This window comes from Serratia sp. OLAL2 (assembly GCF_002752475.1).
In the GTDB taxonomy this organism is placed as follows: Bacteria; Pseudomonadota; Gammaproteobacteria; order Enterobacterales; family Enterobacteriaceae; genus Serratia; species Serratia bockelmannii.
Genome location: NZ_MSTL01000019.1, coordinates 707,140 through 722,347 on the forward strand (window position 1 = coordinate 707,140; position 15,208 = coordinate 722,347).

Annotated in this window: 17 protein-coding genes; 10 read left to right on the top strand and 7 right to left on the bottom strand. The window is 61.7% G+C overall.

The genetic code is table 11. The features are described from left to right. Nucleotides 1-14: 14 nt before the first annotated feature. Nucleotides 15-2,054, top strand: coding sequence for a choline transporter (locus BVU99_RS20685; RefSeq protein ID WP_004939112.1), 2,040 nt, complete (start codon nucleotides 15-17; stop codon nucleotides 2,052-2,054). A gap of 44 nt (nucleotides 2,055-2,098) precedes the next feature. Here BVU99_RS20685 and BVU99_RS20690 read toward each other — a convergent pair whose 3' ends face one another. The 4 genes from BVU99_RS20690 to BVU99_RS20705 form a co-directional block, all read right to left on the bottom strand. Continuing rightward, nucleotides 2,099-2,569, bottom strand: coding sequence for a DUF417 family protein (locus BVU99_RS20690; RefSeq protein ID WP_004939115.1), 471 nt, complete (start codon nucleotides 2,567-2,569; stop codon nucleotides 2,099-2,101). Nucleotides 2,570-2,633: 64 nt separating this feature from the next. Further along, complete coding sequence (locus BVU99_RS20695; protein WP_099816782.1) at nucleotides 2,634-2,924, bottom strand: pentapeptide MXKDX repeat protein; 291 nt, start codon at nucleotides 2,922-2,924, stop codon at nucleotides 2,634-2,636. 59 nt (nucleotides 2,925-2,983) lie between these two features. Continuing rightward, nucleotides 2,984-3,760 carry a molybdopterin-dependent oxidoreductase gene (locus BVU99_RS20700; protein WP_049295259.1) on the bottom strand — a complete coding sequence of 259 codons (777 nt, stop codon included), beginning with the start codon at nucleotides 3,758-3,760 and terminating at the stop codon, nucleotides 2,984-2,986. 10 nt (nucleotides 3,761-3,770) lie between these two features. After that, nucleotides 3,771-4,382 carry a cytochrome b/b6 domain-containing protein gene (locus tag BVU99_RS20705; protein ID WP_099816781.1) on the bottom strand — a complete coding sequence of 204 codons (612 nt, stop codon included), beginning with the start codon at nucleotides 4,380-4,382 and terminating at the stop codon, nucleotides 3,771-3,773. Nucleotides 4,383-4,532: 150 nt separating this feature from the next. On the opposite strand from BVU99_RS20705, the gene BVU99_RS20710 reads away from it, so the two are divergent. Beyond that, on the top strand, nucleotides 4,533-5,246 hold the full coding sequence (locus BVU99_RS20710; RefSeq protein ID WP_099816780.1) for a response regulator transcription factor: 714 nt from the start codon (nucleotides 4,533-4,535) through the stop codon (nucleotides 5,244-5,246). Between the two features lie 3 nt (nucleotides 5,247-5,249). Next, complete coding sequence (locus BVU99_RS20715) at nucleotides 5,250-6,716, top strand: ATP-binding protein (protein WP_099816779.1); 1,467 nt, start codon at nucleotides 5,250-5,252, stop codon at nucleotides 6,714-6,716. Nucleotides 6,717-6,729: 13 nt separating this feature from the next. Here BVU99_RS20715 and BVU99_RS20720 read toward each other — a convergent pair whose 3' ends face one another. Both BVU99_RS20720 and BVU99_RS20725 read right to left on the bottom strand, forming a co-directional pair. Beyond that, nucleotides 6,730-8,148, bottom strand: coding sequence for a heavy metal sensor histidine kinase (locus BVU99_RS20720; RefSeq protein WP_099816778.1), 1,419 nt, complete (start codon nucleotides 8,146-8,148; stop codon nucleotides 6,730-6,732). Further along, on the bottom strand, nucleotides 8,145-8,816 hold the full coding sequence (locus BVU99_RS20725) for a heavy metal response regulator transcription factor (RefSeq protein WP_021504273.1): 672 nt from the start codon (nucleotides 8,814-8,816) through the stop codon (nucleotides 8,145-8,147). The genes BVU99_RS20720 and BVU99_RS20725 overlap by 4 nt, the downstream gene beginning before the upstream one ends. 140 nt (nucleotides 8,817-8,956) lie before the next feature. Here BVU99_RS20725 and BVU99_RS20730 point away from each other — a divergent pair, with 140 nt between their 5' ends. From BVU99_RS20730 to BVU99_RS25180, 4 genes are all read left to right on the top strand, one after another. Further along, nucleotides 8,957-9,583 (top strand): hypothetical protein, encoded by a 627-nt coding sequence (locus tag BVU99_RS20730; protein ID WP_099816777.1) that lies wholly within the window; start codon nucleotides 8,957-8,959, stop codon nucleotides 9,581-9,583. 13 nt (nucleotides 9,584-9,596) lie between these two features. Continuing rightward, nucleotides 9,597-10,202, top strand: coding sequence for a cytochrome b/b6 domain-containing protein (locus BVU99_RS20735; RefSeq protein ID WP_099816776.1), 606 nt, complete (start codon nucleotides 9,597-9,599; stop codon nucleotides 10,200-10,202). Next, nucleotides 10,195-10,962 (top strand): molybdopterin-dependent oxidoreductase, encoded by a 768-nt coding sequence (locus BVU99_RS20740; protein ID WP_099816775.1) that lies wholly within the window; start codon nucleotides 10,195-10,197, stop codon nucleotides 10,960-10,962. Before BVU99_RS20735 ends, BVU99_RS20740 begins: the two co-directional genes overlap by 8 nt. Before the next feature lie 180 nt (nucleotides 10,963-11,142). Beyond that, the gene (locus BVU99_RS25180) at nucleotides 11,143-11,337 is read left to right on the top strand and encodes a hypothetical protein (protein ID WP_153266254.1); all 195 of its coding nucleotides are present in this window, start codon (nucleotides 11,143-11,145) and stop codon (nucleotides 11,335-11,337) included. Between the two features lie 13 nt (nucleotides 11,338-11,350). Here BVU99_RS25180 and ygbI read toward each other — a convergent pair whose 3' ends face one another. Next, on the bottom strand, nucleotides 11,351-12,121 hold the full coding sequence (gene ygbI / locus BVU99_RS20750; protein ID WP_025302098.1) for a DNA-binding transcriptional repressor YgbI: 771 nt from the start codon (nucleotides 12,119-12,121) through the stop codon (nucleotides 11,351-11,353). Nucleotides 12,122-12,404: 283 nt separating this feature from the next. Between ygbI and ltnD the strand changes: the two genes are divergently transcribed. From ltnD to BVU99_RS20765, 3 genes are read left to right on the top strand one after another with little or no spacing between them, the layout of a single operon-like run. Further along, nucleotides 12,405-13,319, top strand: a complete 915-nt coding sequence (ltnD, locus tag BVU99_RS20755) for an L-threonate dehydrogenase (protein WP_099816774.1) — start codon at nucleotides 12,405-12,407, stop codon at nucleotides 13,317-13,319. Continuing rightward, nucleotides 13,319-14,578, top strand: coding sequence for a 3-oxo-tetronate kinase (gene otnK / locus BVU99_RS20760; protein ID WP_099816773.1), 1,260 nt, complete (start codon nucleotides 13,319-13,321; stop codon nucleotides 14,576-14,578). Before ltnD ends, otnK begins: the two co-directional genes overlap by 1 nt. After that, nucleotides 14,575-15,207: an aldolase gene (locus BVU99_RS20765; protein WP_038629064.1), complete on the top strand. Its 633-nt coding sequence runs from the start codon at nucleotides 14,575-14,577 to the stop codon at nucleotides 15,205-15,207. The genes otnK and BVU99_RS20765 overlap by 4 nt, the downstream gene beginning before the upstream one ends. Nucleotide 15,208: the final 1 nt, after the last annotated feature.

A 15,208-nucleotide genomic window follows, 5' to 3' on the forward strand; every position in this document is an offset into this window, starting at 1 on the left:
TTCAGAGGATGACGATGACAACACGCGAAACCTCCTCCAAACCGCAGCAGGACCGCCTCAACCCTGTGGTTTTCTTCACCTCGGCGGGGCTGATCCTGGCCTTCTCGCTGATGACCATCTTTTTCACCGACTTCTCAGGGCAGTGGATCACCCGCACGCTGAATTGGGTGTCGACCACCTTCGGTTGGTACTACCTGCTGGCGGCGACGCTGTACATCGTGTTCGTGGTGTTTATCGCCGCCTCGCGCTTCGGTTCCATCAAGCTCGGGCCGGAACAGTCCAAACCGGAGTTCAGCCTGATGAGTTGGGCGGCGATGCTGTTCGCCGCCGGCATCGGCATCGACCTGATGTTCTTCTCGGTCGCCGAGCCGGTGACCCAGTACATGATGCCGCCGGAAGGCGACGCGCAAACGCTGGAGGCCGCGCGCCAGGCGATGGTCTGGACGCTGTTCCACTACGGCCTGACCGGCTGGTCGATGTATGCGCTGATGGGCATCGCCCTCGGCTACTTCAGCTATCGCTACAATCTGCCGCTGACCATCCGCTCGGCGCTGTACCCGATCTTCGGTAAGCGCATCAACGGCCCGATCGGCCACAGCGTGGACATCGCCGCGGTGCTCGGCACCATCTTCGGCATCGCCACCACGCTGGGCATCGGCGTGGTGCAGCTCAACTACGGCCTTAAGGTGCTGTTCGAGATCCCAGAAAACCTGACGGTGCAGGGCTCGCTGATCCTGCTGTCGGTGATTATGGCCACCATCTCGGTGACTTCCGGCGTCAACAAGGGCATCCGCATCCTGTCCGAGCTAAACGTGCTGCTGGCGCTGGGCCTGATCCTGTTCGTGCTGTTCTTCGGCGACACCGAGTTCCTGCTCAACGCGCTGGTGCTTAACGTCGGCGATTACGTCAACCGCTTTATGGGCATGACGCTCAACAGCTTCGCGTTCGATCGGCCGGTGGAGTGGATGAACAACTGGACGCTGTTCTTCTGGGCCTGGTGGGTGGCGTGGTCGCCGTTCGTCGGCCTGTTCCTGGCGCGCATCTCGCGCGGGCGCACCATTCGCCAGTTCGTGGTCGGCACGCTGATCATTCCGTTCGTGTTCACCCTGCTGTGGCTGTCTATCTTCGGCAACAGCGCGCTGTACCAGATCATCCACGGCAACGCCGAGTTTGCTCAGGAAGTGATGCAGTTCCCGGAGCGCGGCTTCTACAGCCTGCTGGCGCAATACCCCGGCTTCACCTTCAGCGCCTCGGTGGCCACCATCACCGGCCTGCTGTTCTACGTCACCTCGGCGGACTCTGGCTCGCTGGTGCTGGGTAACTTCACCTCGCGCCTGGCCGATATCAATAATGATGCACCGAACTGGCTGCGGATTTTCTGGTCGGTGGCCATCGGCCTGCTGACCATCGGCATGCTGATGACCGACGGCGTACCGGCGCTGCAGAAAACCACGGTGATCATGGGCCTGCCGTTCAGCTTCGTGATCTTCTTCGTGATGGCCGGGCTGTATAAATCGCTGCGGGTGGAAGACTACCGCAAGGCCAGCGCGCTCAGCACCCTGGCGCCGGTGCCGGTCTCCAGCCACGATGTGCTCAATTGGAAACAGCGTCTGTCGCGGGTGATGAACTACCCGGGCACGCAGTACACGCAGAAAATGCTGGATAAGGTTTGCCGCCCGGCGATGCAGGACGTGGCGCGCGAGCTGGAGTTGCGCGGCGCGAAAGTGGAGTTCAGCGAAGTGCCGCCGACCGAAGACGAGCGCCTGAACCACCTGGAACTGCTGGTGCACCTGGGCGAGGAACAGAACTTCATCTATCAGATCTGGCCGATGCGCTACTCGGTGCCGGGCTTCACCTACCGCGCCCGCTCCGGTAAATCGCACTACTACCGGCTGGAAACCTTCCTGATGGAAGGCACCCAGGGCAACGACCTGATGGACTACAGCAAGGAACAGGTGATTGGTGACATTCTCGACCAGTACGAGAAGCACCTGAACTTCCTGCACATTCATCGCGAGGCGCCGGGGGGCACCCTGACCTTCCCGGATATGTGATGGCCGAGAAATAACCACAGGGCGTAGCCAGGCTACGCCCTTTTTTATGCCTGCTCGGCCGGTAAATCGGCCTTCAGCAGCACCAGGGAACCGGCCAGCAACACCAGATCCTTAATTAAAAAACTGGTGGCCCCGGCCATGGCGGGAAAACCGCCGGCGGAGGGCTCCCAGGCACCCGGCGTGGAAAAGATCAGCGTCAGCGTGGTCAGGTAGGTCACCGTCGATCCGATCGCCCCCAGCAAACCCAGCCGCCGCGACCAGAACCCCGCCAGCAACAGTAAACCGAAGCTCCATTCGGCGACGCCCAATGCATAACTGGCGCCGCGAATGCCGAACGCCTGATGCATCCAGCTCAGCAGCGGGCTGTTGCCGATCAGAGGCACTAACCCCTGCGCTTCGTAATCAAACCATTTGGCGTAGCCGAAGGCGGCGAAGATCACCACCAACGCCGCACGCATAAAGATAACGTCCCCGTTCGAGCGCCGAAAGCGCCGCAGCCATGTCGCCAGCATCATCCTCTCTCCTTATGTTGCCCGCGGCCGCCGCGGTTTGCCGCTTGCGACCGCGGGGTGCGGCGGCTTAGTGCCCCATCGCGTCCTTTTTCATCTCGTCTTTCTTCATGCCGTCTTTGGCCATACCGTCTTTCGCCATACCATCCTTTTTCATGGCGTCTTTCCCCATCTTGTCTTTCTTCATGCACTCCTTGCCCATGCACTCTTTCTTCATCCCATCTTTCGCCATGCCGTCGTGCGACATCTGGCTCATGCCGTCCTTTTTCATCGCGTCTTTGCTCATGCCGTCCGCGGCGTTGGCGCCGGCCACACCCAGCATCAGCGCGCTACACATCATGATTGCGAATAACTTTTTCATGGTATTTCCTTCCGTCATGTCAAAGGCACCGGAGTGCCGGAGAATGGCCGGCGGCCGCCTCAGCTGCCGCCAAACCAGTTGTAACCCTGATCTTCCCAGTAACCGCCCGGGAAGTGGTTGGTGACCTCGATCACCTGAATGTGCTTCGGATTCTTGTAGCCCAGCTTGGTCGGCATGCGCAGCTTCATCGGATAGCCGTACTTGCGCGGCAAGATCTGGCCGTCGTAGGTCAGCGCGATAATCGTCTGCGGATGCAGCGCGGTGGCCATGTCGATGCTGGTGTAGTAGTCATCGGCGCATTTGAAGCTGACGTAGCGGGCGCTCAGATCCGCGCCGATCGCCTTGAGAAAGGTGGCGAACGGCACACCGCCCCACTTGCCGATGGCGCTCCAACCCTCAACGCAAATATGGCGCGTCACCTGGCTGACCTGCGCCATCCGATGCAGCTGCGGCAGGCTCCAGGCGCGCTTGTCCTGCACCAACCCCGCCACTTCCAGCCGATAGTCGTCGCCGTTGATGTCCGGCGCGTCCTCCTCGGCGTAAAAGGCGTTGAACGGGAACGGCCGGGTGATCATCGATTCCGGGTAGACCGGCGCCAGGCGATCGCCGTTGAACAGCCAGCCCTGCACCCGATCATTGAGGCGCGACATGCGGCTTAGCGCCTGCTCGACGTTGGCGTTGTCGCTGAGATCGCAGCCGGTGAGCATGGCGATGCCGCCCAGCGTCAGACCATTGCGCAAAAAGCGGCGGCGCGAAGGCGCGCTCAACAGCCGCTGCGCTTCTTTGACGATCGCCTGCCCTTCGCCGATCGTCATGATCTGTTTATCCTTTTTCATCGTGAACTCCTTAACGTCCGCGCAGCATAGCCAGCAGCGTCCGCGGCACCAGCGCCACCATCACCAGGTGGATCGCGACGAAGGCCACCAGCGCCGACATGGCGAAAAAGTGGATATAACGCGCCGCCTCATAGCCACCGAGCAGCGTGCGCAGCAGCGGAAACTGCACCGATTTCCACAGCACCAGTCCGGACAGCGCGCTTATCACGCCGAGGAGCATCACCGACAGATAGGCCACGCGCTGTACCATGTTGTAGTGGCGCAGATCGGCGTGCTGCAGCCTGCCGCGCAGCGCCGCGCCGACATCGGCGAGAAACTGCTTCGGGCTGAGCGGCCAATATTTGCGTTTGAAGCGCCCGCTGGTGAGGTTCAGCAGCAGGTAGCACAGCCCGTTGATGCCAAACAGCCACATGCCGGCAAAGTGCCACTGCAGCGCGCCGCCCAACCAGCCCCCGAGCGTCAGCTCGTTGAAAAAGCTGAAGTTGAACAGCGGCGAAGCGTTGTAGATGCGCCAGCCGCTGGTCACCATGATCAGCATCGCCAGCGCATTCAGCCAATGCGTCAACCGCAGCCACAGCGGATGTACGGTCTGTCGTTGTTCCGGAGTGAGGGTGAGGCTCATAACGATTCCTGCCAGCTAACGATGCGATGAGTCGAGTATTCCCCGGATTTGTTCCCCAAGACCTCACGCAAAGTTAAATAAAATGTGATAACTCCACCGGTGGGGGTTGTGTAGACTTCAGAGAGGATCGGGCAATCAGCGGTAATGAGAATGGACAAGCCAAAACGAATTTTGATCGTCGAGGACGACGGCGACATCGCCGAGCTGCTGCAGCTGCATCTGCGTGACGAGGGTTACGCCATCAGCCACGCCGCCGACGGCAATCAGGGCATGGCGATGCTGGAACAGGGCGGCTGGGATGCCCTCATCCTCGATCTGATGCTGCCGGGCGTGGACGGATTGGAGATTTGCCGCCGGGCGCGCACCATGACGCGCTACACGCCGATCATCATCACCAGCGCGCGCTCCAGCGAGGTGCACCGCGTGCTGGGGCTGGAGCTGGGCGCCGATGACTATCTGGCCAAACCCTTCTCCATGCTGGAGCTGGTGGCACGAGTCAAGGCGCTGTTTCGCCGCCAGGAGGCCATGAGCCGCAACCTGCGCATGGACGCCGGCGTGCTCAGCTTCAACGATCTGACCATCGACCCCATCGCCCGCGAGGTGCACCTGCACCAACAACCGGTCGAGCTGACGCCGCGCGAATTCGACCTGCTGTACTTTTTCGTCCGCCACCCGGGCCAGGTGTTCTCGCGCCTCAGCCTGTTGAATCAGGTCTGGGGCTATCAGCACGAAGGGTATGAGCACACCGTCAACACCCATATCAACCGGCTGCGCATCAAGATCGAGCGCAACCCGGCGGAACCCGAGCGCATCCTCACGGTGTGGGGCATGGGCTATAAATTCGCGGCCACGCCGCATGAGTAAGCCATGAAAAACCTGACGTTAGCGCAACGCCTCACGCTGATCTTCACGCTGCTGATCGTCATCGGCTGCGCCTTTTCCGGCTGGATGCAGGTACGCAGCAGCACCCAGTACAGCCAGGCAGTGATCCAGCGCCTGTCAGGCAACCTGGCGCAGCATATCGCCGACAGCAATCCGCTGCTGGGAGTGAACGGGCCGGATCCGCAGGCGGTGCATACCCTATTCGACCAGCTGATGGCGGTGAACCCCAGCGTGGAGGTTTACCTGCTCGACAAACAGGGCGCGATTATCGGCAACGCCGCGCCGGCCGGGCATCTGAAGCGGCAGCGGGTCGCGCTGGCGCCGCTGCAGGCGCTGCTCGATGGCGCGCAGATGCCGGTGTATGGCGACGATCCGCGCAGCGCGGACGGGCGCAAGGTGTTCAGCGTCGCGCCGCTGAAGGTCGACGGCCGGGTCGAAGGCTATCTGTACGTGGTCTTGCTCGGCGAAGAGTACACGGCGCTGGCCAGCAACGCCCAGTTCAACTCGGCGGTCAGGATGGCGCTGTGGACCTCCGGGGTGATGGTGCTGTTCAGCCTGCTGGCCGGCGGTTTCGCGTTTTATTGGGTAACGCGCCCGATCCGTCGCCTGACCCGGCAGGTCAGCGCGCTGGACAGCGGCGGCATCGAAGCGGTGCAGGCCTACGCGGCGCTGCCGGCGGTACGGGCCGGGCGCGACGAAGTCAGCCAGCTGCAACAGGCCTTCCACCGCATGGCGCAGCGCCTGGCCGAACAATGGCAAACGCTGGCGCAGCAGGATCGGCTGCGGCGTGAATTCATCGCCAACGTCTCGCACGATCTGCGCACCCCGCTCACTTCGCTGCACGGCTATCTGGAGACGCTGTCGGTTAAGGCCGCCACCCTGAGCGAAGCCGATCGGCGGCGCTATCTGGAGATCGCGCTGGCGCAAAGCCGCAAGGTGGGCAAGCTGGCGCAGGAGCTGTTCGAGCTGGCTCGATTAGAGTATGGCGTGGTGAAGCCGCAGAAAGAGCCCTTCTCCCTCAGCGAGCTGTTGCAGGACGTGTTCCAGAAGTTCGAGCTGGCGGCGGAGGCGCGCAACCAGCGGCTGCACGCCGACATCGCCCCCGGCGTGCCGCCGGTGTTCGCCGATCTCAGCATGATTGAGCGGGTGCTGACCAACCTGTTGGACAACGCCATTCGCCATACGCCGCCCGGCGGCGACATCGGCGTGCGGCTGTGGCGGCAGGACGATCGGGTCATGGTCCAGGTCAGCGACAGCGGCCCCGGCATTCCGCAGACGCTGCGCGCCGATCTGTTCGTGCGCCCGTCTGTCCTGAGCGGCGCCCGGCGCCCTTCCGGCGGACTGGGGTTGATGATCGTGCGGCGTATTCTGCAGCTGCACGACAGCGATATTCAGCTGATCGAACAAGCGCAAAGCGGCGCCTGCTTCCGCTTCGCCATTCCGCCGCGTTAACACGGCACAACGGTTATTGTGCGATCGGGAACCGCAGGCTGAAGAGGATGTTGGCGACAGGCGCGCGCCCGATACATTCGGCGCGCACCTCACCGCCGTGCAGCGTCATGATGGCGCGCACGATAGACAGCCCCAGCCCACTGGCATGATTGCCGGCGCTGCGTGCGGGATCGGCGCGATAGAAACGATCGAACAGTTTTTCCAACTGTGCCGGCGCGATCGGCGGCCCCTGATTGATGACCTGCACCCACCAGGCATCGGCGCGCCGTTCAGCCCGCAGGACGATCAGGCTGTTTTCGTCGGCATAACGCACCGCGTTGGCCACCAGGTTGCTCAGCGCCCGCTGGAACAACATCGCGTCCGCCTCCAGCGCGCCTTCCCCTTCGCAGCTCAACGCAATGCCGCGTTCCTCCGCCAGCCCTTCGAAATAATCCGCCACCCGCCGCAGCTCGGTCGCCACATCCAGGCGGCTGTAGTTCAGCGCAGACTGCGCTTCGCCGGCGCGCGCCAGAAACAGAATGTTTTCCACCATGCGGGAAATGCGCTCCAGCTCATCCATATTGTTCGACAGCAGGGTTTCGTACTCCTCCACGCTGCGGGGCTGGTAAAGCGCCACCTGGCACTGGCCCATCAACGCCCCTACCGGCGTGCGGATCTCATGGGCCAGATCGGCGGAAAATTGCGTCAGCCGCTGATAGCCTTCATTCAACCGATCGAGCATCGCATTGAACGAACGGGTCAGCTGCTGCAACTCCTTCGGCGCCCCCTGCTCGCTGAGGCGTGTCGACAGCGTATTGGGCGCAATCTGCGACGCCTGCGCCGCCATGCGCCATAACGGCTTCAATCCCCGCCGCATGACCCCATAGCCCAGCAGCGCAATCAGCAGGAAAGCCACCGCGACCGCCGCGACGATGCGCCACAGGTAACGCGCCAGCATCTTCTGCTCGTTGGCCATCACATGCGCGGCGGAGATCTGCAACAGGCTGCCGTCTTCCAGACGCACCATCGCCGAAGCGGCGCGCAGCGGCACCCCCTGCGCCGTTTCTCCGCCGCGTATGGCGGCCAACGTCTGCGCCTGTTCAGGCGGCGTCGGCGCGATCGGCGGCAGGGCCACCCTGGCGGGGTTCACGTTGATGAGCGGTTTTTGCCCCGGGATTTGGAAAATCAGCACGTCCTGTTCATTGCCCAGCATGTTTTCAAACAGGCCGTTATTGGCGGTCAGGCGCGCCAAAGGAAAGCGCTGCCCCAGTAAATGGCGGAAATACTCTACGCGCCCGGTCACCTGCAGATCGCTGCGCAGTGTCATTTCCTGGCGCATGGCGCTAAACAGATACCCGCCTGTCCCGCTCACCACCAACGCGGCCACCAGCGCGAACAGCGTAGCGGTGCGCAGCGTCAGCGACACCGGCCGACGTGACGTGCGCCCGCTCACGAGCGTGGCTCGCAGACATAGCCGATGCCGCGCACGCTGTGGATCAGCTTGACGTCGAACGGCCGGTCTATTTTGGCGCGCAGGCGTTTGATCGCCACGTCAACCACATTGGTGTCGCTGTCAAAATTCATGTCCCACACCTGAGAGGCGATCTGCGTACGCGACAGCACTTCGCCCTCGCGCCGCACCAGCAGGTGCAGCAGCATGAATTCCTTGTTGGTCAACGGGATCACCTGATCCTGGCGCACCGCCCGACGGCGCAGCACGTCCAGCTGCAGATCGGCGATAGCGTAATGATCGGCTTCGCGCGCCGGCCCGCGGCGCAGCAAGGTGCGTAAACGCAGCACCAGCTCGGTAAAGGAAAACGGCTTGATAAGATAGTCGTCCGCGCCCAGCTCCAGGCCGTGGATGCGATCCTGCACGCCATCACGGGCGGTGAGAAACAGGATCGGCACGTCGCTTTTCTTGCGCAATACCTCGATGATCTGCCAACCGTCCAGCCCCGGCAGCATCACATCGAGCACGATCGCATCGTAGTCCTGCTCCAACGCGCGAAACAGCCCGTCGGTGCCGGTGCGCGCCAAATCGACGCCGTAGCCCGCTTCCCCCAGCCCTTTCTTCAGGTAATCCCCTGTGCCGATATCGTCTTCAACTACCAGTATTCGCATGCTCACCACCTCGTTACGTCTGCAAAAATACTAGCAGCTTCGGCGGACAAACTTGATGACATTAATGTCATCAAACGGCCATGGCGCTGACCCAGTAGGTCAACCATGCTTAACCGGCAAACTCATTTCAGGAGAACGTTATGATTACCCGTCATCGTATAGCCGGTTTACTGTTGTCCACGTTACTGCTTTCCAGCGGATTGGCCGCCGCCGCCCAACCGCCGGGCAAGGTGATTGCGCCGGTGCGCGGCACCATCACGCAGGTTGCCGACGGCAATCTGCAGCTGACCGACCGCAAGGGCGAGACACTCAGCGTCAAGCTGAACGATCAGACCAAAGTGCTCAGCGTTTCCAAAGCCACGCTGGACGATATCAAACCGGACAGCTTTATCGGCACCGCCGCCGTGCCGCAGCCGGACGGCACGCTCAAAGCGCTGGAAGTGCACGTGTTCGCCGCCAGCCTGCGCGGCACCGGCGAAGGGCACTCGGCCTGGGAATCCGCCGACGGCAAAGTGGACACCATGACCAACGGCACCGTCGGTAAACTGGTGAAATCCAACGGCCGCACCCTGACCGTCACCTACGGCAACCAGCAGAAAACCGTCGTCGTGCCGGAAGACGTGCCGATCGTGACGCTGGATCCGGGCGATCTGAGCCTGCTGAAACCGGGCGTGCACATCGTGCTGTTCTCCGCCGCCGACGATAAGGGCGAACGCATCGCCACCCGCATTTCCGCCGGCAAAGACGGCACTGTGCCGCCGATGTAACCGGAGGAAAGCCATGAAGACCAACGCGTCGCCGCCGGTGCATCGCTGGCCGGTTCGAATCACTCATTGGATCAACCTGTTCGCCATGGTGTGCATGTTCATGAGCGGTTGGGAAATCTACAACGCCTCGCCGCTGTTCGATTTCCGCTTTCCGCCGCAGATGACGCTGGGCGGTTGGCTGGGCGGCGCGATTGGTTGGCATTTGGCGGTGATGTGGCTATTGGCGCTCAACGCCGTCTGCTATCTGTTGTGGAGCCTGTTCAGCGGTCATTTTCGCCGCGATCTGTTGCCGCTTCGCCTCGGCGCGCTGCGGCAGGATATCTGGCTGGCGTTGACGCTGCGCCTGCGCCACCGGCATGGCCGCTATAACGCCATTCAGAAACTGATGTACCTCGGCGTACTGGCGCTGGGGCTATTACTGGTGCTGTCCGGCCTGGCGATTTGGAAGCCGGTTCAGCTGCAGGGATTGGTCGCCCTGTTTGGCGGCTTCGATTTCGCGCGCTACGTGCATTTCTTCGCCATGGCCGGCATCGGCCTGTTCGTCGCGATCCACGTCTTTATGGTGATCGTCGTGCCCAAAACGCTGTGGGCGATGATAACGGGTGGCAAACATGAATGAGAAAAAACAGCGGGCAACCGCGCCAAAACTGGAACCGGACCAAAAAAAGCAACTGGTCAATCTGCAGCGCCGGCTGATGCTGCGCTCCGGCCTGACGCTGGGCGGCATCGCCATGCTCACCGGTTGCAACCTGCAAGACGGCGATCAGGTGGATAAGGTGCTGTGGGCCATGTCGCGCTGGAACGACCGGGTGCAGGCCTGGCTGTTCAGCGGTCAGCGGCTGGCGCAAACTTACCGGCCCGATCAAATTACCCAGCCTTTCCCCTTCAACGCGTTTTACCCGGAATACAACGTCCCCGAGATCGATCTTGCCGGCTATCGGCTTGAGGTCGCGGGGAAAGTGGAGAAAAAAGCGCCCTGGACGCTGGAACAGCTGCAGCGGCTGCCGCAGCAAAGCCAGATCACTCGCCTGATCTGCATTGAGGGCTGGAGCGCCATTGGTCAATGGGGCGGCGTGCCGCTGCGCACCTTTCTGCAGCACGTCGGCGCGGATCTGAATGCCGGTTACGTCGGCTTCAAATGCGCCGATCGTTACTACTCCAGCCTCGACATGGCCACCGCGCTGCACCCGCAGACCATCCTGGCGCTGGATTTCGGCGGCAAGGCACTGCCGGCGGGCTATGGCTACCCGCTGCGGCTACGCGTGCCAACCAAGCTGGGGTTCAAAAACGCCAAACATATCGCCGCGATCTTCGTCAGCGACGTCAATCCGGGCGGGTATTGGGAAGATCAGGGCTACAACTGGTTCAGCGGCATTTAGTTTTGCGCGGCGCTGCGCATAAGCCTCATCGGCGGCTGGAGGGATCTTCCCCGTCGCGATTATTGGTTTTCAGCGTACCGCTCAGGCCAGCGTTAGCCAGAATTTATGACTCGCTCTTGAAAAAACATGCGCATCGCGTACATTATTTGTACAACCAAGGGCTTATTGAGGACGGATTATATGTCATCGAAATCCCGCCTGTTAACGGCAGAATCCCACCCAACCCCTATGAGCATAAAGAAACGGCACCAAAAAGAGATGCAAGCCTTCCACGAAGAATGGGCTGAACAAAGGCGCCGCGAATGGCGTGAACGCGGCGGCGTTGAAGCCAGTGAACCGCCCGCACGTAGCATCGATACCGAACTTTCATCCTGATTCCGGTTCGTCCTTATTCTTCTTCTCCCGCCGTCAGCAATGCAATCCCCGCTTGCTCAATGGCCTCCCGCGCGGCGGCGGGCAACCCCTCGTCGGTAATGACAGCGTCAAAGGCAGCAATCGGCAGCGCCAGGTAGGTCGCGACCTTGCCGTATTTGGACGTATCGCTGAGCAGAATGCGGCGGCGGCTGGCCTCGACGATGGCCTTCTTCACCATCACCTTGTCTTCGTTCGGCGTCGACAGGCCGCGCATGCTCCACGAAGAGGCGGAGATAAACGCCAGATCGATAAACAGACCGCGCAGCGCCTGCGCCGCCGCTTCGCCAACGCAGGAACGGTTTTCCCGGCACACGGTGCCGCCGGTGTGGATGATTCGGCACTGGCTATGCTCTATCAGGAACCCGGCGATGACAAAGTCGTTGGTCACCACCGTCAAATCTTCACGTTCACCGATCTGTTTCGCCAGCGCCAGCGTGGTGGTACCGGCATCCAGATAAATACAGCTGTTGGCGGGAATTTGCCGCGCCGCCAGCCGGCCAATGGCGATTTTCTGCCGGCTGAACATCCCTTCTTTGGCCTGGTGCGAAGGTTCGCTTGCCACCCGCTCAGGCGCCTGCACGCCGCCCGAGACCGACTGCACCGCGCCCTGTTCCTCCAGCTTTTGCAAATCGCGGCGGATCGTCATGTGCGACACCCCCAGCCGTTCGGTCAGCTCGGCAATGCTGACGACGCCGCGTTCGGATACCAGCGCAAGAATTTGTTGATGGCGTTCTACAGGTATCACGGTTCCCTCTCGTTGCTGCGGTGATAATAATTGTGATTTTACGTCAATTTTCGTTCGCCGATAGCCCTAATTTTTCGCGGCGTGACGGCGAGCGCAGTTAGGTCAGGTAAACATAATCTTATTTAAAAACATAATAGTAATGTTGATACGGACCAGAAATCACCCGAAAAATTCGTTTCACACATTGTTAATTATTGTGATATCGATCGCGGATAAACGGCCACTAAGCGCTTACATTTAACACAACAAAACAAATTATCACTAAAATTAACAGGAGTGCAGTATGACACACCCAGGGAATTATGCCGTTTGCGTTATCGGGCTGGGGGCGATGGGCATGGGCGCGGCGCGCTCGTGCCTCCGCGCCGGATTGACCACCTACGGGGCGGACCTGAATCCGCAGGCACTGGCGGCGCTGCAACAGGCCGGCGCTAAGCAAACGTCCTCCAGCGCGTGCGACTTCGCCGCCGAGTTGGACGTCGTGCTGCTGCTGGTGGTGAACGCCGCCCAGGTGAAGCAGATCCTGTTCGGCGAACAAGGCCTGGCGCCAAAGCTCAAGCCAGGCACCGCGGTGATGGTCTGTTCGACCATTTCCGCCGATGACGCCAAACAGATCGAGCAACGGCTGCTGGACTACGGGCTGCCGATGCTGGATGCGCCGGTTTCCGGCGGAGCGGCCAAGGCAGAGGAAGGCCAGATGACGGTGATGGCCGCCGGCGCAGACGCCACCTTCGAGCGCCTGCAACCCGTGCTGGACGCCATCGCCGGCAAGGTTTACCGCATCGGCGAAACGATCGGCCTTGGCGCGACGGTAAAAATCATCCACCAGCTGTTGGCTGGCGTACACATCGCCGCCGGCGCGGAAGCCATGGCGCTGGCCGCCCGCGCCGGCATCCCGCTGGACGTGATGTACGACGTGGTCACCCACGCCGCCGGCAACTCCTGGATGTTCGAAAATCGCATGCGCCACGTGGTCGACGGCGACTATACGCCCAAATCGGCGGTGGATATCTTCGTCAAGGATCTGGGGCTGGTGGCGGATACCGCCAAGGCACTGCATTTCCCGCTGCCGCTGGCCTCCACCGCCTTCACCATGTTTACCGCCGCCAGCAACGCCGGCTACGGTAAAGAAGACGACAGTGCGGTAATCAAAATCTTTGCCGGCATTGATTTGCCGCAAAAAAAGGAGGCGCTCTGATGCTGCTTGGCGTAATCGCGGATGACTTTACCGGCGCGACCGACATCGCCAGTTTTCTGGTGCAAAATGGCCTGCCGACGGTGCAGCTGAATGGCGTGCCGCAAGACGAAACGCAAATAAACGCACAGGCGGCGGTCATTAGCCTGAAATCGCGTTCCTGCCCGGCAGAGCAGGCGGTCGAACAGTCGTTGCAGGCGCTGGCCTGGCTGCAAGAACAGGGCTGCCGTCAGTTCTACTTCAAGTACTGCTCCACCTTCGACAGCACCGCACAGGGCAATATCGGCCCGGTGACCGACGCCCTGCTCGCCGCGCTGGGAGAAAATTTCACGGTTGTCTCACCGGCGTTGCCGGTAAACGGCCGCACGGTCTATCAGGGCCACCTGTTTGTCGGGGAACAGCTGTTGTCTGAATCCGGCATGCGTCATCACCCTGTCACACCAATGACCGACAGCAACCTGCTTCGCCTGATGGAATCCCAGGCCACCGGACGCTGTGGGTTGGTGACGGCGGCAGAAATGGATCGCGGCGCCGAGGCGGTCAGCGAGAAGCTGCAGCAATTGGCGCAGGACGGCGTGCGCTACGCAGTGCTGGATACGCTCAACGAACGGCATCTGCTCACCCAGGGTGAAGCGTTGAAAACGATGAAGCTGGTGACCGGCGGTTCGGGCCTGGCGATCGGCCTGGCGCGTCAATGGGCGCAGAATGGCGAACGTTCGGCAGAGGCGGCCGGTGCGCCGCAGGGGGAAAAAGCGGCGGTGCTGTCGGGCTCGTGTTCTGTGATGACCAACCGGCAGGTGGCGCACTACCGTGAACGCGCGGCGGCGCAGGCCATCGATATCGGCCGCTGTCTCGATCCGCAGGCGCGAGCGGCCTACGCCGCCGAGTTGGCGCATTGGGCGCAGCGCCATACCGGGGAAGCGCTTGCCCCGCTGATCTACGCCACTGCATCGCCGGAGTCGCTGCAGCAAACGCAACAACGGCATGGCGCCGCCGCCAGCGAAGCGGTAGAAGCCTTGTTCGCCGAACTGGTGGTGCAACTGCATCAGTTGGGTTTCAACCGCTTTATCGTCGCCGGCGGCGAAACCTCCGGCGTAGTCACGCAGGCGCTGGGCATTCGCGGCTTCCATATCGGCCCCAGCATTTCCCCCGGCGTTCCCTGGGTGCGCGCCAGCGATCGGGCCATTTCCCTGGCGTTGAAATCAGGCAATTTTGGCGATGAAGCCTTCTTCTCACGCGCGCAAACGGAGTTTTCAGTATGAGCATGACCACCGAACAGCAGGCGCGTGAAGAGATGGTGCGCCTTGGCGCCTCGTTTTTCCAACGCGGCTACGCCACCGGCTCTGCCGGCAACCTCTCGCTGTTGCTGCCGGACGGCGCGCTGCTGGCGACGCCGACCGGCTCCTGTCTCGGCGAGCTGCAGGCCGATCGCTTGTCTAAAGTGAGCCTGAACGGCGACTGGCTCTCCGGCGACAAACCGTCGAAAGAGATCAGCTTTCATCGGGCGCTCTATCTGAACAACCCGGAATGCAAAGCGGTAGTGCACTTGCATTGCACCTACCTCACGGCGCTCTCTTGCCTGCAGGGGCTGGACGCCGACAACGCCATCAAACCGTTCACCCCCTATGTGGTGATGCGCGTCGGCAAGGTGCCGGTGGTGCCTTACTACCGGCCCGGCGACGAAAGGCTGGCACAGGATCTGGCCCGCCTGGCGCCGACCCACCGTGCCTTTTTGCTGGCCAACCACGGGCCGGTGGTGACCGGTAAAGACCTGCGAGCGGCGGCGGACAATGCCGAAGAGATGGAAGATGCGGCGCGACTGATCTTCACCCTCGGCGATCGTCCGATCCGCTATTTGACCGATGATGAAATTGCCGAATTACGGAGCTGAA

What these genes read in the sequence shown, in the direction of transcription:
- BVU99_RS20735 (WP_099816776.1), top strand. Translation starts at nt 9,597, where the DNA reads ATGAAGACCAACGCGTCGCCGCCGGTGCATCGCTGGCCGGTTCGAATC.
- BVU99_RS20690 (WP_004939115.1), bottom strand. Translation starts at nt 2,569, where the DNA reads ATGATGCTGGCGACATGGCTGCGGCGCTTTCGGCGCTCGAACGGGGAC.
- BVU99_RS20715 (WP_099816779.1), top strand. Translation starts at nt 5,250, where the DNA reads ATGAAAAACCTGACGTTAGCGCAACGCCTCACGCTGATCTTCACGCTG.
- BVU99_RS20730 (WP_099816777.1), top strand. Translation starts at nt 8,957, where the DNA reads ATGATTACCCGTCATCGTATAGCCGGTTTACTGTTGTCCACGTTACTG.
- otnK (WP_099816773.1), top strand. Translation starts at nt 13,319, where the DNA reads ATGCTGCTTGGCGTAATCGCGGATGACTTTACCGGCGCGACCGACATC.
- BVU99_RS25180 (WP_153266254.1), top strand. Translation starts at nt 11,143, where the DNA reads ATGTCATCGAAATCCCGCCTGTTAACGGCAGAATCCCACCCAACCCCT.
- BVU99_RS20740 (WP_099816775.1), top strand. Translation starts at nt 10,195, where the DNA reads ATGAATGAGAAAAAACAGCGGGCAACCGCGCCAAAACTGGAACCGGAC.
- BVU99_RS20725 (WP_021504273.1), bottom strand. Translation starts at nt 8,816, where the DNA reads ATGCGAATACTGGTAGTTGAAGACGATATCGGCACAGGGGATTACCTG.
- BVU99_RS20710 (WP_099816780.1), top strand. Translation starts at nt 4,533, where the DNA reads ATGGACAAGCCAAAACGAATTTTGATCGTCGAGGACGACGGCGACATC.
- BVU99_RS20695 (WP_099816782.1), bottom strand. Translation starts at nt 2,924, where the DNA reads ATGAAAAAGTTATTCGCAATCATGATGTGTAGCGCGCTGATGCTGGGT.
- BVU99_RS20705 (WP_099816781.1), bottom strand. Translation starts at nt 4,382, where the DNA reads ATGAGCCTCACCCTCACTCCGGAACAACGACAGACCGTACATCCGCTG.
- BVU99_RS20685 (WP_004939112.1), top strand. Translation starts at nt 15, where the DNA reads ATGACAACACGCGAAACCTCCTCCAAACCGCAGCAGGACCGCCTCAAC.
- ltnD (WP_099816774.1), top strand. Translation starts at nt 12,405, where the DNA reads ATGACACACCCAGGGAATTATGCCGTTTGCGTTATCGGGCTGGGGGCG.
- BVU99_RS20765 (WP_038629064.1), top strand. Translation starts at nt 14,575, where the DNA reads ATGAGCATGACCACCGAACAGCAGGCGCGTGAAGAGATGGTGCGCCTT.
- BVU99_RS20700 (WP_049295259.1), bottom strand. Translation starts at nt 3,760, where the DNA reads ATGAAAAAGGATAAACAGATCATGACGATCGGCGAAGGGCAGGCGATC.